This window comes from Rhodococcus sp. A14, assembly GCF_011603105.1.
GTDB lineage: Bacteria > Actinomycetota > Actinomycetes > Mycobacteriales > Mycobacteriaceae > Rhodococcus_F > Rhodococcus_F opacus.
Window position 1 is genome coordinate 41,327 of sequence record NZ_JAAOQS010000030.1, and the last position, 20,777, is coordinate 62,103.

General features: G+C 69.2%; 17 protein-coding genes. 11 read left to right on the forward strand and 6 right to left on the reverse strand.

What is annotated here, in order from left to right:
- Window positions 1-114: 114 nt before the first annotated feature.
- The 4 genes from purL to G9373_RS17870 are packed head-to-tail and all read left to right on the forward strand — an operon-like array spanning window position 115 to window position 5,241.
- Window positions 115-2,436, forward strand: coding sequence for a phosphoribosylformylglycinamidine synthase subunit PurL (purL, locus tag G9373_RS17855; RefSeq protein WP_005561128.1), 2,322 nt, complete (start codon window positions 115-117; stop codon window positions 2,434-2,436).
- 3 nt (window positions 2,437-2,439) lie between these two features.
- Window positions 2,440-4,209, forward strand: a complete 1,770-nt coding sequence (locus tag G9373_RS17860; RefSeq protein WP_043787107.1) for an alpha/beta hydrolase — start codon at window positions 2,440-2,442, stop codon at window positions 4,207-4,209.
- The gene (locus tag G9373_RS17865) at window positions 4,206-4,850 is read left to right on the forward strand and encodes a CPBP family intramembrane glutamic endopeptidase (RefSeq protein WP_120659689.1); all 645 of its coding nucleotides are present in this window, start codon (window positions 4,206-4,208) and stop codon (window positions 4,848-4,850) included. The genes G9373_RS17860 and G9373_RS17865 overlap by 4 nt, the downstream gene beginning before the upstream one ends.
- Before the next feature lie 4 nt (window positions 4,851-4,854).
- The gene (locus G9373_RS17870; protein WP_005244380.1) at window positions 4,855-5,241 is read left to right on the forward strand and encodes a sterol carrier family protein; all 387 of its coding nucleotides are present in this window, start codon (window positions 4,855-4,857) and stop codon (window positions 5,239-5,241) included.
- Here G9373_RS17870 and G9373_RS17875 read toward each other — a convergent pair whose 3' ends face one another.
- Window positions 5,242-6,198, reverse strand: a complete 957-nt coding sequence (locus tag G9373_RS17875; RefSeq protein ID WP_133986110.1) for a class I SAM-dependent methyltransferase — start codon at window positions 6,196-6,198, stop codon at window positions 5,242-5,244. It abuts the gene before it with no gap.
- A gap of 173 nt (window positions 6,199-6,371) precedes the next feature.
- Here G9373_RS17875 and purF point away from each other — a divergent pair, with 173 nt between their 5' ends.
- Entirely contained in the window at window positions 6,372-7,955 is a 1,584-nt protein-coding gene (gene purF, locus G9373_RS17880) for an amidophosphoribosyltransferase (protein WP_005254820.1), read from the forward strand.
- A 120-nt stretch (window positions 7,956-8,075) separates the two neighbouring features.
- Window positions 8,076-9,155, forward strand: coding sequence for a phosphoribosylformylglycinamidine cyclo-ligase (gene purM / locus G9373_RS17885; RefSeq protein ID WP_005244377.1), 1,080 nt, complete (start codon window positions 8,076-8,078; stop codon window positions 9,153-9,155).
- A gap of 111 nt (window positions 9,156-9,266) precedes the next feature.
- On the opposite strand, the gene G9373_RS17890 is transcribed toward purM, so the two are convergent.
- The 4 genes from G9373_RS17890 to G9373_RS17905 all read right to left on the reverse strand — a co-directional run bounded on the left by G9373_RS17890 (window position 9,267) and on the right by G9373_RS17905 (window position 12,385).
- On the reverse strand, window positions 9,267-9,467 hold the full coding sequence (locus G9373_RS17890; protein WP_005244376.1) for a DUF3073 domain-containing protein: 201 nt from the start codon (window positions 9,465-9,467) through the stop codon (window positions 9,267-9,269).
- Window positions 9,468-9,648: 181 nt separating this feature from the next.
- On the reverse strand, window positions 9,649-10,602 hold the full coding sequence (locus G9373_RS17895; protein WP_005561133.1) for an asparaginase: 954 nt from the start codon (window positions 10,600-10,602) through the stop codon (window positions 9,649-9,651).
- Complete coding sequence (locus G9373_RS17900; RefSeq protein ID WP_064080086.1) at window positions 10,599-11,267, reverse strand: MOSC domain-containing protein; 669 nt, start codon at window positions 11,265-11,267, stop codon at window positions 10,599-10,601. The genes G9373_RS17895 and G9373_RS17900 overlap by 4 nt, the downstream gene beginning before the upstream one ends.
- Complete coding sequence (locus G9373_RS17905) at window positions 11,264-12,385, reverse strand: folate-binding protein YgfZ (RefSeq protein WP_133986111.1); 1,122 nt, start codon at window positions 12,383-12,385, stop codon at window positions 11,264-11,266. Before G9373_RS17905 ends, G9373_RS17900 begins: the two co-directional genes overlap by 4 nt.
- Window positions 12,386-12,447: 62 nt before the next feature.
- On the opposite strand from G9373_RS17905, the gene G9373_RS17910 reads away from it, so the two are divergent.
- The 5 genes from G9373_RS17910 to cydC all read left to right on the forward strand — a co-directional run bounded on the left by G9373_RS17910 (window position 12,448) and on the right by cydC (window position 19,374).
- On the forward strand, window positions 12,448-13,320 hold the full coding sequence (locus G9373_RS17910; protein ID WP_054248926.1) for an aminodeoxychorismate lyase: 873 nt from the start codon (window positions 12,448-12,450) through the stop codon (window positions 13,318-13,320).
- Window positions 13,321-13,453: 133 nt separating this feature from the next.
- Window positions 13,454-14,950 carry a cytochrome ubiquinol oxidase subunit I gene (locus tag G9373_RS17915; protein ID WP_025431869.1) on the forward strand — a complete coding sequence of 499 codons (1,497 nt, stop codon included), beginning with the start codon at window positions 13,454-13,456 and terminating at the stop codon, window positions 14,948-14,950.
- An 11-nt stretch (window positions 14,951-14,961) separates the two neighbouring features.
- Window positions 14,962-15,999 (forward strand): cytochrome d ubiquinol oxidase subunit II, encoded by a 1,038-nt coding sequence (gene cydB / locus G9373_RS17920; RefSeq protein WP_043790099.1) that lies wholly within the window; start codon window positions 14,962-14,964, stop codon window positions 15,997-15,999.
- Window positions 15,996-17,705, forward strand: coding sequence for a thiol reductant ABC exporter subunit CydD (cydD, locus tag G9373_RS17925; protein WP_133986112.1), 1,710 nt, complete (start codon window positions 15,996-15,998; stop codon window positions 17,703-17,705). Before cydB ends, cydD begins: the two co-directional genes overlap by 4 nt.
- A complete protein-coding gene (gene cydC / locus G9373_RS17930) occupies window positions 17,695-19,374 on the forward strand; it encodes a thiol reductant ABC exporter subunit CydC (RefSeq protein WP_133986113.1) in 1,680 nt (559 codons plus the stop codon). The genes cydD and cydC overlap by 11 nt, the downstream gene beginning before the upstream one ends.
- Window positions 19,375-19,616: 242 nt before the next feature.
- On the opposite strand, the gene G9373_RS17935 is transcribed toward cydC, so the two are convergent.
- Entirely contained in the window at window positions 19,617-20,726 is a 1,110-nt protein-coding gene (locus G9373_RS17935; RefSeq protein ID WP_005573167.1) for a type IV toxin-antitoxin system AbiEi family antitoxin domain-containing protein, read from the reverse strand.
- Between the last annotated feature and the right edge of the window lie 51 nt (window positions 20,727-20,777).

A 20,777-nucleotide genomic window follows, 5' to 3' on the forward strand; every position in this document is an offset into this window, starting at 1 on the left:
ACCGGAAGGAGCCGCCGGATAGACTGACGTACGGCTCGTCGCCACCCGGCTTGCGCCGACCGTGACTCCCGGCTTGCCTCTCTTGACTCCCGTAGGGAAGGGACCCCACCTCCAGTGTCAGCACACCCGGTCGACACCGTCACCGCCGCCACCGCGACCCCCGACGTCGCACAGCCCTTCAAGGAACTGGGGCTGAAGGACGACGAGTACGCCCGCATCAAGGAGATCCTGGGCCGCCGCCCCACCGAGGCCGAGCTCGCGATGTACTCGGTGATGTGGAGCGAGCACTGCTCCTACAAGTCGTCCAAGGTGCACCTGAAGTACTTCGGTGAGACCACGACCGACGAGATGCGTTCCTCGATGCTCGCGGGCATCGGCGAGAACGCCGGCGTCGTCGACATCGGCGACGGCTGGGCCGTCACGTTCAAGGTCGAGAGCCACAACCATCCCTCCTACGTCGAGCCCTACCAGGGTGCGGCCACCGGCGTCGGCGGCATCGTCCGCGACATCATGGCCATGGGTGCACGGCCCATCGCGGTCATGGACCAGCTGCGCTTCGGTGCGGCGGACGCCCCCGACACCCGACGCGTCGTCGACGGTGTGGTGCGCGGAGTCGGCGGCTACGGCAACTCGCTCGGCCTCCCCAACGTCGGCGGCGAGACCGTGTTCGACGCGTCGTACGCCGGTAACCCCCTGGTCAACGCCCTGTGCGCCGGCGCGATGCGCGTCGAGGACCTGCACCTCGCGTTCGCCTCCGGTGCCGGCAACAAGATCATCCTGTTCGGTGCGCGCACCGGCCTCGACGGCATCGGCGGCGTGTCCGTGCTCGCGTCGGAGACGTTCGACGGCGACGAGAGCGGGGACGAACACGAAGCCGAAGGCGGAGCTGGAGCATCGAAAAGCCGGAAGAAGCTCCCGGCGGTGCAGGTGGGTGACCCGTTCACCGAGAAGGTGCTCATCGAGTGCTGTCTCGAGCTGTACGCCGCGAAGCTCGTGGTCGGTATCCAGGACCTCGGCGGCGCCGGCCTGTCCTGCGCCACGTCCGAGCTCGCCGCGGCCGGCGACGGCGGCATGCACATCAACCTCGAGCAGGTCCCGATGCGGGCCACCGGCATGACCGCGGCCGAGGTGCTGTCCAGCGAGTCCCAGGAACGCATGTGCGCCGTCGTCACCCCCGACAACGTCGACGCGTTCATGGAGGTCTGCAAGAAGTGGGACGTCCTCGCCACCGTCATCGGTGAGGTCACCGACGGCGAGCGGCTCACCATCTCCTGGCACGGCGAGACCGTAGTCGACGTGCCGCCGCGCACCGTCGCCCACGAGGGCCCGGTGTACGAGCGCCCCGTGCAGCGTCCCGCGAGCCAGGACGCCCTCGTCGCGAACACCACCGCCGGACTGAAGCGTCCCGAGTCGGCCGACGAACTGAAGGCCACCCTGCTGAAGATGCTCGCGTCCCCGGCGCTGTGCAGCCGCAAGTGGATCACCGAGCAGTACGACCGCTACGTGCGCGGCAACACGGTCCTGGCCGAGAACGCCGACTCGGGCGTGATCCGAGTCGACGAGAAGACGGGACGCGGCATCGCGCTCGCCACCGACGCGTCCGGCCGCTACACCGCGCTCGACCCGTACGCCGGCGCGCAGCTCGCGCTCGCCGAGGCCTTCCGCAACGTCGCCGTCACCGGCGCCACCCCCAAGGCCGTCAGCAACTGCCTGAACTTCGGGTCCCCCGAGGATCCCGGCGTCATGTGGCAGTTCCAGCAGGCCGTCCGCGGCCTGGCGGACGGCTGCGCGAAGCTCGGCATCCCCGTCACCGGCGGCAACGTCAGCTTTTACAACCAGACCGGCTCGACCCCGATCCTGCCCACCCCGGTGGTGGCCGTGCTCGGCGTCATCGACGACGTGCACCGTCGCATCCCCACCGGTCTCGGACTGGAACCGGGTGAAACGCTGATCCTGCTCGGCGACACCCGCGACGAGTTCGACGGGTCCATCTGGTCGCAGGTCGAGCACGGTCACCTCGGCGGTGTGCCGCCGAAGGTCGACCTCGAACGGGAGCAGTTGCTCGCCGACATCCTCCTCGCGGCGTCCCGCGACGGACTGGTGTCCGCGGCGCACGACCTGTCCGAAGGTGGTCTCGCGCAGACCGTCGTCGAGGCCGCGCTGGCCGGCGAGACGGGCTGCCGCATCCTGCTTCCCGACGACGCCGACCCGTTCGTCACCCTGTTCTCCGAGTCGTCGGGCCGCGTGCTCGTCGCGGTCCCGCGCACCGAGGAAACTCGCTTCACCGGTATGTGCACGGCCCGTAATCTCCCGTGGGTGCGCATCGGTGTGGTGGACGAGGGGTCCGATTCCGTCGAGGTCCAGGGCCAGTTCTCGGTCTCGCTGGCCGAGCTGCGCACGACGTTCGAGGGAACTCTGCCGGCATTGTTCGGGTGATGAATGGTCGAATCGGGGGCATTGGAGAGGGTTGACAGGGGGCCGCGGGAACTCTCGCGGCTGGTTGATCCTGCACTCCTCCACGGTCCCCGACTCGACCGGACCTGGCGTTTCCTTCGGCTCGACTTCACCGGCATCGCGTTCGCGACGCTGTTCTTCTGCTGGTCGCTGACGCCGTCGCTGCTGCCCCGCGACTGGCTGTTCCAGGGGCTGATCGGCGGCATCAACGCCGCGATCGGTTACACGGTGGGAACGGCGATCGGCTGGCTGGTGCGTCGATACTTCCTGCGGCACCGGTCGTGGTGGCCGTTGCCGGAACCGTGGTCCACCGGTCTGCGCGTCGTCGTGACGGTGACGTGCGTGGTCGTGAGCCTCGTGATGCTCGCGTACTCCGCGGCATGGCAGCGTGAGCTCGCCGCGCTGATGGGGGCGGAGGGCACCACCACCACCGGCTACATCCGCACGGGCGGTCTGAGTCTGCTCGTGGGCGCCGCGATCATCTCGGTGTGGCGGCTGCTGCGCGAACTGGTGCGGTGGATCGCGGGACGACTCATCCGGCGGTGGCACCTCGCGATCCCGACCGCCACCACCGTCGGCATCCTCATCGTGACGGTGCTGTTCTTCCTGCTCGTCGACGGTGTTCTGATGCGCGGCGTCTACGCCGCCACGAATGCGGCGTTCAGCCTGCAGAATTCGACCACCCGCGACAGCGTCGAGCAACCACTCGACCCGGAGAAGTCGGGCAGCCCCGAGTCGCTGGCACCCTGGGACACCCTCGGGTACGAGGGCCGGAACTTCGTGTCCCGAGGGCTCGACGCCGACGAACTCACGGCGGCCAACGGCACACCGGCCAAGGACCCCATCCGGGTCTACGCCGGACTCGAGACCGCCGAGGACCCGGACGCGCGCATGGACGTCGTCATCGACGAACTCGAGCGGACCGGCGCGTTCCAGCGAAAGGTCCTCGTCGTCATCCCCACCACCGGCACCGGTTGGGTCAATCCGACTGCGGCGCAAGCGATCGAGTTGGTCCACAACGGTGACACGGCGTTGGTCGCCAGCCAGTACTCGTTCCTGCCGAGTTGGATCTCGTTCCTCGCCGACCGTGAGAAGGCCGCGGAGGCGGGGAAGAAACTGATCGACCGCGTGCACGAGCGGTGGTTGCAGGAACCCGAGGCAACGCGCCCCAAGCTGCTCGTCTACGGCGAAAGTCTCGGCACCCAGGCGGGGGAGGGTGCCTTCGGCACGCTGAGCGACATCCGGCAGACCGTCGACGGCGTGTTGTGGGTCGGACCGCCCAACTCGAACCGCCTGTGGGGGCAGCTGATCCAGCGTCGCGATCCCGGCACTCCCGAGGTCGACCCCGAGTACTCGGCAGGTCTGGTGGTGCGGTTCGCCGACGACTCCGCCGACATGGTCGACGACACCGGCGAGTGGTTGTCGCCGCGCATCCTGTACGTCCAGCACCCGTCGGATCCCGTCGTGTGGTGGTCGCCCGACCTCGCGTTCACCCGGCCCGACTGGTTGAAGGAACCACCGGGCGAGGATCGTTCGCCGTCCATGAAGTGGTTTCCGTTCGTGACGTTCTGGCAGGTGTCCGCCGACCTCACCAACGCCGCAGGCGTGCCGGATGGGCACGGCCACAATTACGGGACACTCGTCCTCGACGGCTGGATCACGGTCGCCCAGCCCGAGGGGTGGACGCCCGTCGACACCGAACGCGTCCGGTCCACTCTCGAATCCCTTGCCGGGACAGAGGGTCCGGAGAAGTGAGCAGGCTCGCCTCCGTTGCCGGTGCGGCGGCGGCTGTGCTGTGGAACAACGTGGTGTTGCCCGGTTCGGGGCTCGGCCCGTACGGGCGGGCCGTCGCGGGAGGTGCGCTCGGACTGTCGGTCGTGGGAGCAGCGCGCGCCGCGGGGTACGGCGTCGACGAACTCGGCCTGTCCGCGTCGAAGGCCCGGTCCGGGCTGCGATACGGCGCCCTGGCGTCGGTGGTCCCGCTCGCCGGATACACGATCACGCTGAGCGTGCCCGCACTGCGCAGGCGTGTGTCGGCGGGCGACGGCGTCACCGATTTCGCAGGCTGGGTGGGGTTCCGGATCCCGGTGGGGACCGTGGCGCACGAGGAACTGCTGTTCCGCAGCGTCCTGTCTGCGATGCTGCGACGGGCCTGGCCGCCCCCGACGGCCTACGTTCTGCACGCCGCAACGTTCGGGCTGTGGCACGTGCGCGCTGCCCGGATCGCCGGTGACGGCGTCACCGCGAGCGTTCTGCTCACCGGGTCCGCCGCGTGGCTGTTCGAGTGGTTGCGTCGACGCAGCGGCAGCGTCGTAGCCCCTGCACTGCTGCACCTTTCGGTCAATGTCGGTGGGGCGGTGGCCGCCGAGGTCGCGCGGGCCCGCACAGTAGATTGAGCGTATGCCGTCGCGCCGAGCCGTAGATCCCGCCGAACTGAGGGCCGCCGTACTCGAGGTCGGTCCGTGGCTGCGCGGCGATTCGGAGGAGAAACCGTCCCGCACCCAGCTGGCCGCGGCGGTCCGGCTCAGCGCGCGGACGCTCGAGCAGGTCGCGCCCGGTTCGAGCGTGGAGGTGCGGGTTCCGCCGTTCGTCGCGGTCCAGTGCATCGAGGGCCCGCGGCATACCCGCGGCACCCCGCCCAACGTCGTGGAGACCGACCCCCGGACGTGGCTGCTGCTGGTGACGGGACTGCTGGAGTTCGACAGCGCGACCGCCGACGGCGGAGTGTCGGTGTCGGGAAGTCGCGCCGGCGAGATCGCCCATTGGCTGCCGCTGCTACGCGTATAGCTAGCCCAGCCACAACGAGCGGGTGCGCGGCAGGCCGCTCGACCCGTCGTCGGACGGGCGCACGGCCAGTACCTGATGGATCGTCAGCCGGCCCTTCTCCTCGAACCCCAGGGCGCTGGCCGCGAGGTACAGCAACCAGGTGCGGGTCCGCTCCGCGCCGGCGAGCCGGATCGCGTCGTCCCAGGAGTCGCGCAGTCTGCCCACCCACGCCCGCAGCGTGAGTACGTAGTGCTCCCGGAGGGCCTCGACGTCGCGCACCTCGAGTCCGGCGCGCTGGAACGCGTCGATCGTTCTGCTCAGCGGCAGCACCTCGCCGTCCGGGAAGATGTAGTTCTCGATCAACCCCGACGAGTTGCCGGTGCCGGTCAGCGACCGGACCGAGGCGATGGCGTGGTTGAGCGTCCCGATCGCACCGGGGTCGCCGGATCGCTGGTCCCAGTACCCGCAGGAGTAGACCATCGTCGGCCCGAGGAACAGGCGGTAGAAATCGTTGCCGACGTCGTAGTGATGTGAGACCGAGGACGCGTCGCGCGCCTTGCTGTGCTTGGGACCGCGGCGCCGGGCCACCTCCACCGACGTCGGTGCCGGACGGAGACCGAGGCCCCCGAGCCGGACGAACGTCGACAGCGACTTCAGGATGGTGCCGCGGTCGGATCCGCGGACGCCGAGTGACCCCAGCCGGTCGACGAGATCCGGAAGCGTCAGCAGCCGGAAGACGTCGCCCTCGATCTCGAGGTCACCGGACACGTAGGCGCGGACGAGACCGAGTTCGTTCGGCGACCACAGCACCCGCCGGATGGCCCGGCGGTTGCGGAAGACGGTGGTGACGTCCGAGTCGGGGCCGGCCTCCGAGCCGTCCCAGCAGCGAACGTGCACGGGAATGGGGATGCCCATCGCACCTTCGAACGCGCTCAGCAGGCGTTCTGCGGCGGTCGGGGCCGGGCTGCGGACGTCCATCGGAAAAGCCCCCGCTCTGTGGTTCGAGGATGCTGATCGATACCGAAACCAACCTATTTCCGGCTGTCCGTCCGGGAGTCGGGCCGGTTCGATCGGCACCGTGGGGGAAGCGAGGGCGCAGGGCACGTAGACTGACCTTGCCCCTCACACGCCCATCCCCAGGGAGCACCCCGGTGACCAGAGCCGATCTGTCGGTCCACAGTCCTAATCTTCTCTCTTCGAACCCGTCCGACGAGGACGAGAACGAGCCCCGCGAGGAATGCGGAGTCTTCGGCGTCTGGGCGCCGGGAGAGGATGTGGCGAAACTCACCTACTACGGACTTTATGCTCTGCAGCACCGTGGGCAGGAAGCGGCGGGCATCGCCGTCGCCGACGGTTCACAGGTGCTGGTCTTCAAGGATCTCGGGTTGGTCAGCCAGGTGTTCGACGAGCAGACCCTGGCAGCGATGCCGGGCCACGTTGCCGTCGGCCACTGTCGCTACTCCACCACCGGATCGACCACGTGGGAGAACGCGCAGCCGATCTTCCGGACCACCGCCGCGGGCAGCGGCATCGCCCTCGGGCACAACGGCAACCTCGTCAACACGGCGGAGCTGGCGCAGCGCGCCCGTGAAGCCGGACTGGTCAACGACAAACGTCCCGGCGGCGCCACGTCCGACTCGGACGTCGTCGGCGCCCTCCTCGCGCACGCCGCCGCCGACAGCACCATCGAGCAGGCAGCCATGAAGCTCCTGCCGACACTGCGCGGCGCGTTCTGCCTCACCTTCATGGACGAGCACACGCTCTACGCGGCCCGCGACCCGCACGGGATCCGCCCGCTGTGCCTCGGACGCCTGGACCGCGGCTGGGTCGTCGCCAGCGAGACGGCCGCACTCGACATCGTCGGCGCGTCCTTCGTCCGCGACATCGAGCCCGGCGAACTGCTCGCCATCGACGCCGACGGCGTCCGCTCCTCCCGCTTCGCGAACCCCGAGCCCAAGGGCTGCGTGTTCGAGTACGTGTACCTGGCTCGTCCGGACAGTGTCATCGCCGGACGTTCGGTGCACTCCACCCGCGTCGAGATCGGCCGTCGCCTCGCCACCGAACACCCCGCCGAGGGCGACCTCGTCATCCCGGTCCCCGAATCGGGCACTCCGGCCGCGGTCGGTTACGCGCAGGGGTCGGGCATTCCGTACGGCCAGGGTCTGATGAAGAACGCCTACGTGGGCCGCACCTTCATCCAGCCGTCGCAGACGATCCGCCAGCTCGGTATCCGCCTCAAGCTCAACCCGCTCAAGGAAGTCATCCGCGGCAAGCGCCTCGTGGTGGTGGACGATTCGATCGTCCGCGGCAACACCCAGCGCGCGCTCATCCGGATGCTCCGCGAGGCCGGCGCACTGGAGATCCATGTCCGCATCGCGTCGCCGCCGGTCAAGTGGCCCTGCTTCTACGGCATCGACTTCGCCTCGCCGGCCGAGCTGATCGCCAACGGTGCGGGCGGCGGTGGCGAGCCCGGCAGCTTCGACGAGATGCTCGAAGGGGTGCGCCGTTCCATCGGCGCCGACACCCTCGGCTACATCTCCACCGAAGGCATGATCGCCGCCACCGAGCAGCCTGCGACGCGACTGTGCGCGGCCTGCTTCGACGGCACGTACCCCATCGCGCTCCCCACGGAGACGTCGATCGGAAAGAACGTTCTCGAGGGAATGCTCGAGAGCGCGGCAGGCGGTCCCGCGACGCGGGAGAACGACAACGCGAACGCCCTCAGTCGGCCGTAGGCCGGTACATCGGGATCCGGCCGGAGAACGTACTCCGGTACCGTAAGGACGCAATCACAGCACTCGATTGCCCGACCGACACGATTTTGACGAGCAACAGAAGGCTGGAGTAACAACCACATGACCGAGGATCCGACAAGTCGCCCTGGCGCGTCCTACGCCGCCGCAGGAGTGGACATCGCCGCAGGCGATCGGGCGGTGGAACTCTTCGCTCCCTTGGCCAAGCGCGCCAGCCGTCCCGAGGTTCTCGGTGGTCTCGGTGGATTCGCGGGTCTGTTCTCGCTCAAGGGTGACTACAAGGAACCGCTGCTCGCGGCGTCCACGGACGGTGTGGGCACCAAGCTCGCCGTCGCTCAGGCACTCGACAAGCACGACACCGTGGGCCTCGACCTGGTCGCGATGGTCGTCGACGACCTCGTCGTCTGCGGTGCCGAGCCACTGTTCCTGCAGGACTACATCGCCGTCGGGCGAGTCGTCCCGGAGCGTGTCGCCGAACTCGTCAGCGGTATCGCCGAAGGCTGCATCCAGGCCGGGTGCGCGCTGCTCGGTGGCGAGACGGCGGAGCACCCCGGTGTGATGGCGGACGGCGACTACGACTTGTCCGCGACCGGCGTCGGTGTGGTCGAAGCCGACCAGGTGCTGGGGCCCGACCGGGTCCGTCCCGGCGACGTCGTGATCGCCATGGGTTCGTCCGGACTGCATTCCAACGGTTACTCGCTGGCCCGCAAGGTCCTGCTCGAGATCGACCACATGAGCCTGACGGCGCACGTCGACGAGTTCGGCCGCACCTTGGGCGAGGAGATGCTTGAGCCCACGAAGATCTACGCCAAGGACTGCCTGGCCCTCGCCGCCGAGACGGACGTGCGCACGTTCTGCCACGTCACCGGCGGTGGACTGGCCAACAACCTCGCCCGGGTCATGCCGAAGGGGCTGGTCGCCGAACTCGACCGCGGTACCTGGAGCCCCGCTCCGATCTTCGCGATGATCGCGCAGCGCGGACGCGTGGAGCGGGCCGAGATGGAGCAGACGTTCAACATGGGCGTCGGCATGGTCGCGATCGTGGCGCCCGAGGACGTCGATCGTGCCCTGGCCGTCCTGACGGCGCGCCACATCGACTGCTGGACGCTGGGCAGCATCAAGAAGTCGCACGACGTGTCGGCCGAGCGCGCAATTCTCGCCGGCGATCACCCGAGGTTCTAGGGTCGGTCGCCGTCTGTCGGAACGGGGCGAGCTAGTGGCCCCGACCGGCTGAAGATGTGGAAATGAGGGGGAGCCGGTGTCGGCTCCCCCTCATTTCGTTGTCTTCAGATCTCAGCGCCGCCAGTCGTCGTCGTCCTCCCGGGAGTGACCCTCCCTGTCGGCACGCTGGTCAGCGAAGACCTCGTCCCGATGCGAGTTGGACGACCCACCTGAGAGCTCTCGTTGCAGGCTGTCAAAATCCGTGGTCGGTACGCTGTACTTCAGCTCGCGTGCAACCTTGGTCTGCTTTGCCTTAGCCCGGCCGCGGCCCATGGCTGACCCCCTCGCGCTTTCGCGGGGCGGCCTGGGGAATTTGGCGGCCCCGTTTGAGTGTGTAAGTTCCTGCCCCACACTCTAGCGTGGAAAAGTCCCTCGCGCTTCCATCCACACCCCGAAGCGGTGTCGGTTTAGTCTCACCGGGCTCGCGAGCTGCCCCGATGCCGGTATTTCGCCTTCAGAAGACTCCCGGAATTGCCCGGACCGTCCCCACTCGGACGCCGCCGCCGAGCACGGGTTGCGATGCGAGGGCCGCCAGATCCTCGGTCCACTCGGCGCCCATCCTGTGGAGAAGTGCTGCGGCGAGGGGTAACCGGGCCCGTTCGTGGCCGTCGTCGATCTTCAGTGCGAACGCCGAGCCGTCGGGAAGCGCGCCGGCGTAGACACCGTCGGCTCCGGCCTTCGTCATCAGCCCGGGCACGACCGGCATCAGGCGCGCGTCATCCTTGCCGGTGCCCGAGACGAGGTAGGGGTGCTCGCGGACGGCGTCGGCGACGGCGAGCTCGGGGGAGTCGGGCTCGGCGGTGACGAGCCGGGCGAACGCCCGAGCCAGATGCGTCAGCGACAGCGGGACGATCGGCAGCCCGCATCCGTCGATGCCGAGCTCGGCGTCGACGTCGCCGCTGATCGACCCGAGCGTCTCGACGACCGCGAGTTGCAGCGGATGCGTCGGCTCGAGGTAACTGTCCAACGGCCAGTCGTTGGCCAGGCACGTGGCGAGCATCGCGGCGTGCTTGCCGGAGCAGTTCATGTACACCGGGCGGGGGAGCTCACCGGCGGCCAGCAGTTCGGCCCGGGCGAGTTCGTTGGAGGGCAGATCGGCGGGACAGCGGAGCTGGTCCTCGTCGAGGCCGTACCGGGCGAGCAGCCGCTCGACGAGTTCGATGTGGTCCGACTCACCCTCGTGGGATGCGGTCGCGATCGCGAGCTCTTCGGAACTGGACGGTTCGAAGCCGTTCCGCAGCATCGTCACGGCCTGCCACGGCTTGTTCGACGACCTCGGATAGATCGGCGTGTGCACCTCACCGAGGGTGAGCGCGATCTCGCCGTCCGCGCGGAGGATCACCGCGGAACCGCGGTGGACGCACTCACGGAATCCGGAACGTACGACCTCGACCAGTTCGATGCTCAATACGTGACCTGCACTTCCAGTCCGGCGATCCGTCGGCGGGCCTTGTCCGCGACGGTCGGAGAGAGGTTCTCCTGCTGTTCGAGCAGCGCCACGAACCGTTCCGGGTCGCGGCCGGTGAACAGATCGCGCACGGTGACGCCGTGGCCGGGCACGTGGATGCGCTGGACGGTGTCGCCGGCGGTGACCGACCCCTCCGTCACCACCCGCAGGTACGCGCCCGTGTCGGCGCGTTCGGAGAACCGCTTGACCCACCGGGGCTCGGCGGCCCAGACGCCGAACGTGCCGCACGGCGTCCGCGGGCTGGTTACCTCCAGTTCGGTGGTGCCGATCCGCCACCGCTCGCCGATCACGGCGTCGGTCGCGGCGATCCCGTCGAGCCGGAGGTTCTCGCCGAACCATCCCGGGGGCAGTTCGCGGCCGAGCTCCGACGCCCAGCGCTGCGCCTCGTCCTCCTGGTAGGCGTAGACGGCCTTGAACGGGCCGCCGTGGTATTCGGTGTCGCAGACGTGGTCGCCGACCAGTCCGGCGGTCGTGACGCGCACGGGGCCGTCGACCGGCCGCTTGTCGATCGCCGTCCGGGTGACCCGCCGGGTGCCGCTGTCCCGCTCGGTGTGCAGCACGCAGACGGCCAGCACCTCGCCTGCCGTCGCGGTCGCCTCGCTCATCGGCCCCGGAGCCGGTCGACGGCGGCGCGGCCCGCCTGGACCGTGTCGTCCGCGGGCACGGAGTCGGGGTCGATCGACGCGGCGCACGAGCCGACCACCAATTCGGTGTCGGTGGGGATGGACCGTTTGACGAGGGCCAGCGCGATGGGTCCGAGCTCGTGATGGTCGATCACGGTGCCGATCCGTCCGACCGCACGGCCTCCCGCCGTCACCGGGTCGCCCGGTTCGGGCCTGCCCTCGGCGCTGCCGTCGAGGTGCAGCAGGACGAGGTGACGGGGCGGTTTGCCGAGATTGTGGACGCGGGCCACCGTCTCCTGGCCGCGGTAGCAGCCCTTCTCCAGGTGGACGGCGCCGTGCTCGGCGGGACCGCCGATCCAGCGGACCTCGTGCGGGATGGTGCGGTCGTCGGTGTCGAGTCCGATCCGGGGCCGTGCGGCGGCCACCCGGAGTGCCTCGAACGCCCACGTTCCCGCGGGAGCGGCGCCGGCGGCGGTGAGCCGGCCCCACCACGTCGCGAGTCCTTCCCGCGGGATCAGCAGGTCGAAGGACTCGGCGGTCGGCCACGGCATGCGGCGGACGAACCCGCCCCCGGGCACCGCGGCGGCGGCATACGGCTCGGCGGGTGCCACGACACCGGCTGCGTCGAGGACCGTCACGGCGTCGGGGCCGATCACACTGAGGACCGCGAGCTCGTTGCCCTCGCGGGGCTCGGCCTTGGACCAGAACACCATCTTGGTGAGGAACGACAGGAGGTCGGGTCCGCGGTCGGCCTCGGTGTCGATCCAGGTGACGCCGTCCAGATCGGTCTGGACGAAGTGGTGCTCGACGCGGCCGTTGACGTCGAGGCTGAGGTTCTCGGCGCTCCCGCCGTCGGGGAGCGCGGCGACGTGCTGGCTCGAGATGGTGTGCAGCCAGGTGAGTCGTTCGGGTCCGCTGATCGCGATGACGAACCGGTGGGAACGGTCGACGACCACCGCGGAACGTTCGGCATTGCGTTGTTCGCCGAGTGGATCGCCGTGATGCCAGGCGACGCCGGCGTCGGGAGAGCCTTCGGGCGCAGGGACCGCGCCCGGGGCCGTGAGGAGTGGACTGGGTGAGACGGGCAGTTTGTCGACCACGAACCCAGTCTAGGGACCATGGACCACAGGTGGCGGTCAGCAGGGTCGATAGGCTGGGTGTCATGTCTGATCGAGTGCTGGTGACACTGGACCACGAGGTGCGGGACGCGGATGCCCCGCTGCTGCACGCGGACGATCTGGCGGTGGTGCGCGGCGACGGTGTCTTCGAGACCCTGTTGGTGCGCGGCGGTCGCGCCCTGAAGGTCGAGCCCCACCTCGCCCGTCTCGTCGCGTCGGCGCGCGCCCTCGGATTGCCCATTCAGGACCTGGACGAGTGGCGCCTGGCCCTCGAGCTGGCCGTCGAGGAGTGGGGGTCCGAGCGGGAGGGCGCGATGCGACTCGTGCTCAGCCGCGGCCGGGAGTCCGGTGGCGACGCGACCGCCTTCGTCACCGTCGGGCCGGTGTCCGAGCGGATTCGGGAGGCACGACGCGACGGGGTGTCGGTACTCACACTGGCCCGCGGCTATTCGGTGGATCTGTCGGCGAGTGCGCCGTGGCAGCTGCTCGGGGCGAAGACCTTGTCGTATGCGACGAACATGGCGGCGCTGCGGTATGCGGCGACACTCGGCGCCGACGATGTGATCTTCGTCAGCAGTGAGGGCAATGTGTTGGAAGGGCCACGTTCCACGGTGGTCATCGCCCGCGACAGGCACCTCCTCACGCCGCCGCCGGAGCACGGAATCCTGCCCGGAACGACGCAGCAGGCGCTGTACGAGGTGGCGTCCGGCAAGGGGTTTCGCTGTGAGTACGCGGCGCTGCGTCCGGCGGATCTCATTACGGCGGAAGGTGTTTGGCTCATCTCCAGCGTCACCATGGCTGCGCGCGTGCGCAAGATCGACGGCCTTGCCCTGCCCGACGCACCGCTCGCCGACGAGATCGTGGAGCTGGTCGACCTCGCGGTCGAGACGGCGGGTGCCGAGTCCGCGGAGGCTTGACAGGTCTACTACATTTCGTAGTAGCAAAGTCCTGCGGGGGAAACGACCTCGCAGTACGTTGTTTTCAAGGGTCGGGCGGAAGCCCACGCTCCGGCCCTGAAGCCTGTCCTACGGGCCCAGTTTCGGAGTAGCCATGGATGCCTTGGATGTCTCCCGGTGGCAGTTCGGCATAACCACCGTCTATCACTTCATCCTCGTTCCGCTGACGATCGGGCTCGCCCCGCTGATCGCCGTCATGCAGACGATGTGGGTGGTCACCGGAAAGGACCACTGGTACCGGCTCACCAAGTTCTTCGGGAAGCTCTTCCTGATCAACTTCGCGCTCGGCGTCGCCACCGGCATCGTGCAGGAATTCCAGTTCGGGATGAACTGGAGCGAGTACTCACGCTTCGTCGGTGACGTGTTCGGCGCACCCCTCGCCCTCGAGGGACTGGTCGCCTTCTTCCTCGAGTCGACGTTCCTGGGCCTCTGGATCTTCGGCTGGGGACGGCTGCCCAAGCTCGTCCACCTCGCCACCATCTGGCTCGTCGCGATCGGTGTGAACGCGTCCGCGTACTTCATCATCACCGCCAACTCGTTCATGCAGCACCCGGTCGGGGCCGTGTACAACCCCGAGACCGGGCGCGCGGAACTCACCAGCATCTGGGAACTGCTCACCAACAACACAGCGCTCGCGGCCTTCCCGCACGTCGTGGCCGGAGCGTTCCTCACGGCAGGCACGTTCGTGGCCGGCGTCGGCGGCTGGTGGATGGTGCGCAGCATGCGCAAATCGAAGGAAGCCACCGAACCCGAAGTGGCGAAGAAGCACGAGGAGACCGCCCGGACGATGTTCCGTCCGGTCACCATCCTCGCCCTGTGGGTGATGGTCGCCTCGGGCATCGGACTCGCGATCACCGGCGACATCCAGGGCAAGCTGATGTTCGAACAGCAACCCATGAAGATGGCATCGGCCGAATCGCTGTGCCACACCGAAACCGGTGCCGACTTCTCGATCCTCACCGTCGGCACCCAGAACAACTGCGAGAGCATCACCCAGCTCATCAAGATCCCCGGGCTCACCTCGTTCCTGGCGGACGGCACGTTCGACTCCACCGTCGAGGGCGTCACCGAGATCCAGGCCCGCTACGAGGAGATGTACGGACCCGGAAACTACAAGCCCAACCTGTTCGTCACCTACTGGACGTTCCGCGCGATGATCGGCTGGGCCGCCGGGTCGGCGCTGCTCGCCGTGGTCGGTCTGTGGATGACCCGCGGCGGCCGTGTCCCGGACAAGAAGTGGTTCGGCTGGTTGTCGATCGCCGTCATCCCGACACCGTTCCTCGGGAACAGCGCGGGCTGGGTCTTCACCGAGATGGGCCGCCAACCGTGGGTCGTGGCACCCAACCCGACCGGTGTCGACATGATCAGACTGACTGTCGACCAGGGCGTCTCGAATCACTCCCCGTGGACCGTCTGGGTCTCGCTCATCACGTTCACGGTGGTCTACGGGGCGCTGGCCGTCGTGTGGTTCACGCTGATCCGCCGCTACACGGTCGAGGGACCACTCGAACACGACGCGCATCCACCGGGTGACGACCACGACGAGCCCGAAGAACCGGGCAAGCCCGAGCAACTCTCGTTCGCGTACTAGGGGAGACGGTCATGGGACTTCAAGAAGTGTGGTTCATCCTCATCGCGGTGCTCTTCATCGGGTACTTCGTCCTCGAGGGATTCGATTTCGGTGTCGGCATGCTGATGCCGGTGCTGGGCAGGCGCAAGGACCCGAACGGGGACACGCGGCGGCGGGTCGTGCTCAACACCATCGGGCCCGTGTGGGACGGCAACGAGGTATGGCTCATCACCGGTGGCGGCGCGTTGTTCGCCGCGTTCCCGGAGTGGTACGCCACCTTGTTCTCCGGCTTCTATCTGCCGCTGCTGATCATTCTCGTCGCGCTCATCGTCCGGATCTGCGCCATCGAGTACCGCGGCAAGATCGACGACGACACCTGGCGCAGGCGGTGCGACTGGGGCATCGTCTTCGGGTCCTGGGTGCCTGCCGTGCTGTGGGGTGTCGCGTTCGCGAACATCGTGCGGGGCGTCGACATCGACGCCGACAAGCAGGTCACCTCGAGCCTCTTCGATCTGCTCAATCCCTATGCGTTGCTGGGTGGTCTGACGACCGCACTCGTGTTCGCCCTGCACGGCGCGGTGTTCCTCGCCCTGAAGACGGCCGACGAAGTACGCACGGATGCCGTCGAACTGGCGTCCAAGCTGGCGATCCCGGCCGTCCCGGTGGCAGGCGCGTTCGTGCTGTGGACGCAGCTGGCGCACGGCAAGGGCTGGACGTGGATCCTCGTCGCGATCGCCGCCGCCGCACTCCTCGGGGTGGTCGCGTTCACCCGCGCCGAGCGTGAGGGCTGGGCGTTCCTGCTCACGTCGATCGCGGTCGTCGCCACCGTGGCCCTGCTGTTCGGCTCGCTGTTCCCCAACGTCATGCCGTCCACGCTGGACGCCGCGTACAACCTGACCATCGACAACGCGTCGTCGAGTCCGTACACGCTGAAGGTGATGACGTGGGCCGCCGCGTTCCTCACCCCGGTGGTGCTGATCTACCAGGGCTGGACGTACTGGGTGTTCCGCCAACGGATCTCGACCAAGCACATCCCGCCGTCGATCGGTCTCCCGCTCGAGCGCAGATGAGCACAGCGGTAGGCGACGCACCCCGCCCGGCCGACGAACGTCCCGGCGGGGCGCGAGGAGCCCGGCGCCCCGTCGATCCCCGCCTGTGGCGCTACTCCGCGGCGGCGCGCGGGTATCTCGTCCTCACGGTCGGGCTGTCGATCGTCAACGTCGCGATGGTCATCGTGTCGGCGCTCATGATCGGCCGCGTGCTCGGTGGAATCATCGTCGACGACGCCACCGACCTCGGGCGGTGGTCCACCGAACTGGTGGTGCTCGCCGGTGCGGTGGGGGTGCGAGTGCTCGGCACCTGGCTGCAGTCCCGGTTCGCGCACCGGTCCGCCACCCGGGTGGTGGCGGAGCTGAAGGGGGAGGTCCTCGGTGTCGCCACCCGCCTGCGACCGCGCGAGCTCGACCCGCGGCGGGACGAGATCGCGACCGTGCTCACCCGCGGAATCGACGGTCTCGCGCCGTATCTCACCGGGTATCTGCCGGCCCTGGTCCTCGCGGCGACGCTCACACCGGCGACGCTGGCGGTCATCACGTTTCAGGATCTGACGTCGGCGGCGATCATCTTCGTCACGCTGCCGCTCATCCCGATCTTCATGATCCTCATCGGCCTGCTCACCAGGGGCAAGGCCGCCAAGACGCTGACCGCGATGACCACACTGTCGTCCCAGCTGCTCGACCTCCTGGCCGGCCTGCCCACACTCCGCGCGCTGGGTCGCGAACAGGGACCGGCGACGCGGGTGCGTGAACTCGGCGACGCCCACCGCCGCACCACGATGTCGGCGTTGCGGGTGGCGTTCCTGTCGTCGATGGTGCTGGAACTGCTGGCCACGCTCTGCGTCGCACTCGTCGCCGTGAGCATCGGACTGCGGCTGGTGTACGGGGGGATGGAACTCGAGGCGGGAATCGTGGCGCTGATCCTCGCGCCCGAGGTGTACCTTCCGCTGCGGATGGTCGGAACCCAGTTCCACGCCGCCGAGGACGGAATGGCCGCGGCGAGCCGCGCCTTCGCCGTCATCGATACCGATCGTCCCGACGACGACGCCGCCGACGGTGCGGTCGTTGTCGACGCGGCCGGGGCGCGGATCGAATTCGACGAACTCGACGTCCGGTCCCGGCGCGGCCTGGCACCGCACGGACTGACCGGGACCCTCGAACCCGGTGCGGTGACCGTGCTGACCGGACCCAACGGTTCCGGGAAGTCGACTGCGGTGCAGGCACTTCTCGGCCTCGTCGAACCCGAGCACGGCGAGGTGCGGGTGGCAGGCGCCGCCGTGAGTGCGCTCGACCGGTCCGCATGGTGGGCGCAGGTGGCGTGGCTTCCGCAGCACCCCGTCCTCGTTCCCGGCACCCTGGACGAGAACCTTCGGCTCATCGGCGAGGTCGTCGACCTCGAACAGGCCTGTGCGGCGACGGGTTTCGACGAGGTTCTCGCCGAACTCCCGGACGGCTGGACCACGCGCGTCGGATCCGGCGGAACGGGACTGTCGCTCGGCCAGCGGCAGCGGCTCGCACTCACTCGCGTGCTGGCCACCCGGCGTCCCGTCCTGGTACTCGACGAACCCACCGCACACCTCGACGACGCCTCGGAGCGGACCGTGCTCGATTCGCTGCGGAGCCTGGCCGCCGCCGGCCGCACCGTCGTGGTGGTGGGGCACCGGCCGACCGTGCTCGCGGCCGCCGACCGGGTGATCGAGGTGAGCGCCGATGTCGCGTGACCCGCTGATCCGGGCATTGCCGCTCCTCGACCTGCAACCGGGACGGGTAGTGCGGGCCGTCACCGCCGGCGTCGCCACGCTGGGCAGTGCGCTCGCACTCGCGGCGCTGTCGGCGTGGTTGATCACGAGGGCGTGGCAGATGCCGCCCGTCCTGGACCTCAGCGTCGCCGTCGTGGCGGTGCGGGCGCTGGGCATCTCCCGCGGCGTCTTCCGCTACCTCGAGCGGCTGGCCACCCACGACACCGCGCTGCGCGGGACCACGTCCGCCCGCACCCAGCTGTACCAGCGGCTGGCCGACGGCGACCCCGCGGCCGCTGCCGGCCTGCGCCGCGGCGAACTGCTCACCCGCACCGGTGCCGACGTCGACACCCTCGGTGACGTCGTCGTCCGCGCGCTCGTCCCCATCGCCGTGTCCGTCGTCCTGGCCGTGGCCGCCGTCGGCATCCTCGCGGTGATCTCGCCCGCCTCGGCACTCGTGCTCGCGGTGGCGCTCGCGGTGTCGGGGGTCGCGGCGCCCTGGTTGTCCGCGCGGGCCGCCCGCCTGGCCGAGACGTCCGGCGCCGACGCGCGTGCCCGGTTCAGCGAGGACGCCGTCACGGCGCTCGATCACGCCGCGGAACTCCGCGTCGCGGGTCGCCTCGACCGGACCGTGTCGCGGGCGGTCCGCTCCGAACACGCCGCGGTCGCGGCCACCGACCGCGCCGCCGCACCCAGCGCGTTCGCGGACGCCGCCACACCACTCGCGGTGGGCGTGAGTGTGATCGCGTCACTGCTCATCGGGATGGGCCTGTACTCGTCGGGGACCATGAGCCCGATGGCGCTCGGCATCCTCGTGCTCCTGCCGCTGTCCGCGTTCGAGGCCACGGTCGCGCTGCCCGCCGCGGCCGTCGCGCTGACCCGGGCCCGGATCGCGTCGCGCCGCATACTCGCCGTGCTCGACGCCGCCGTCGCGGATCCGCACCCCGGCGACCGGGAACTGGACGGGCCCGCCGAGGTCGTCGCGAAGGACCTGCGGTGCGGCTGGCCCGGAGGGCAGGTCACCGCCCCGCTCGACCTCGACCTGTGGCCCGGCTTCCGGGTCGCGATCGTCGGCGGCAGCGGGTCCGGGAAGACGACCACCCTGATGACCCTGGCCGGGTTGCTCCCGCCGGTATCGGGGTCGGTGCGGGTCGACGGACTCGACCTGCACAGCATCAGGTCCGAGGCTCTCCGCCGGAACGTCGGATTCTTCGCGGAGGACGCACACCTCTTCGACACGTCCGTCCTCGAGAATCTGCGGGTGGCGCGCGGCGACATCCAGGACACGGAGGCGCTGACCGTCCTGGAGTCCGTCGGGCTCGGCGGATGGGTGTCGGGGCTGCCGGAGGGCGTGCACACGACCCTCGCCGGCGGTGCCAGGGCGGTGTCCGGTGGACAGCGTCGCCGGCTGCTCCTCGCCCGGGCGCTGCTCTCGTCCGCGCGGGTGCTGTTGCTGGACGAACCGACCGAACACCTCGACGCCGACGCGGGCGCCGACCTGCTCCGGCGACTGCTCGCGCGCGACGGCGGACTGGTGTCTGCGCAGCGCACCGTCGTGGTGGTCACCCACCAGCTTCCGGAGGATACCAGCGCTGACCTGGTGATACGAGTGGAGAAAGTTGAGAGCGAAAATGCGTTGCCGACTCCGTGAGTGCGGCGTACTTTCTTCAGTACACGAGGAAGGAGGTGGTCTGAAATTGAATGACAGACGGACACGTGAGGTGGCTGCCAGCTAGCCGCTACCGCTGACGGAATTCACTGACCGCGCGAGCGGCGAGCGAATCCCAGGCAGCTACCCGGCCCCCGAGCCCCCGGTCTGGTCCAGATCGGACCCGGTGCACACGCACCGGAAGGCTCGGGGGCCGTTGTGCGCTCCGCGCCCGTGAGTACTTATCAACCGCCCGACGTTAACAAGTACTCACGGCAGCGCGGGCACGGGTTCGGCCCACTCCAGCCGCCCCGCTCGAGCACCGTCCGCACCTCGGCCGCGACCTCGCACGAGCGCCGCGTCACCTCATCCCAGCCGTAGACCAGCGTCGCCTTGCCGGCGAGTTCCGCCGCGTTGCCGCGACGACGGTCGCGCAGCGCCACCGACCGCGACGAGTGGTACCGCAGTCCGTCCAGGCGCACGAAGAGCGGAACGCCGCTGTCCGAGTAGTCCACGTCCTCGTAGAGGGTTCTTCCGTCGACGAGAACCGGCGACTGTCGTCGGGCGGCCGGTAGTCCGTGCGCGAGTTCGACGTCGACGGCGTACCGGTGCTCGAGAATCGACTGGACCCCGCCGGAGACGAACGTCAGCGCATCGGTGAGAGCCCTGCGGTATCTGCGCGGTGGACGCTGCTCGATCCGTCGGAGCAACTCGTGGACCGGAATGTCGCTGCCGGTGACCGCTGAGACCAGGACCCGTGCGGCCGCCACCGCCGACGGCTCCGCGACGGCGAGATCGACGACGGTGTCGGCCCGGGACGTTCGAGGCGGAAGCGTCGGGACGAGGATGTGGGCGTGCGCCCGGGACCGGTGCACCACGACCCCGGGGTGGAGGAGATCGCCCTCGCGGGGAACGGGACGGTCGGATCGCCGGCCGACCTTCCGATACGTCGGTTCCTGCGGCTCCGCAGACAATCCGTAGGGCACGGTGACGTGAATCGGCCCGTCAGGGTCGACGGGCATCAGCCCCCACTCCTCGGCCGCAGTCCGATGACTGAGGATCGCTCGGGGACCGCCGAACAGCAGCGCCGCCCACAGCCTCATCGGCCGGTCGAGCGGACCGTTCGTGACGGCGTAGACGCCGTGCAGAACCGCCGACCACTGGCCGGACTCCACCATGTGCTGAATTTGCCGGGTCGAGATGCCCAGTCCGCGAAGTTGCCGGGCCGTGACGAGGCCGTGCTGATAGTCGAGGACTGTTTGGAATTCGGGCCGGAAGTCGATCGTCGCAGTCGTCATGGACGCGACGGTGCGGAAGCCGACCGACAGGATTCGGCCGAAACAGGCCGATCTCAACTGCCCTGTGGATGAACCTCAGGTTGTGGATAACCCGAGCCGTGAGTACTT

Coding starts and splice junctions, on each gene's coding strand:
- G9373_RS17860 (WP_043787107.1), top strand. CDS start 2,440: ATGGTCGAATCGGGGGCATTGGAGAGGGTTGACAGGGGGCCGCGGGAA.
- G9373_RS17870 (WP_005244380.1), top strand. CDS start 4,855: ATGCCGTCGCGCCGAGCCGTAGATCCCGCCGAACTGAGGGCCGCCGTA.
- G9373_RS17875 (WP_133986110.1), bottom strand. CDS start 6,198: ATGGACGTCCGCAGCCCGGCCCCGACCGCCGCAGAACGCCTGCTGAGC.
- purM (WP_005244377.1), top strand. CDS start 8,076: ATGACCGAGGATCCGACAAGTCGCCCTGGCGCGTCCTACGCCGCCGCA.
- G9373_RS17890 (WP_005244376.1), bottom strand. CDS start 9,467: ATGGGCCGCGGCCGGGCTAAGGCAAAGCAGACCAAGGTTGCACGCGAG.
- G9373_RS17900 (WP_064080086.1), bottom strand. CDS start 11,267: ATGAGCGAGGCGACCGCGACGGCAGGCGAGGTGCTGGCCGTCTGCGTG.
- G9373_RS17910 (WP_054248926.1), top strand. CDS start 12,448: ATGTCTGATCGAGTGCTGGTGACACTGGACCACGAGGTGCGGGACGCG.
- G9373_RS17915 (WP_025431869.1), top strand. CDS start 13,454: ATGGATGCCTTGGATGTCTCCCGGTGGCAGTTCGGCATAACCACCGTC.
- cydB (WP_043790099.1), top strand. CDS start 14,962: ATGGGACTTCAAGAAGTGTGGTTCATCCTCATCGCGGTGCTCTTCATC.
- cydD (WP_133986112.1), top strand. CDS start 15,996: ATGAGCACAGCGGTAGGCGACGCACCCCGCCCGGCCGACGAACGTCCC.
- cydC (WP_133986113.1), top strand. CDS start 17,695: ATGTCGCGTGACCCGCTGATCCGGGCATTGCCGCTCCTCGACCTGCAA.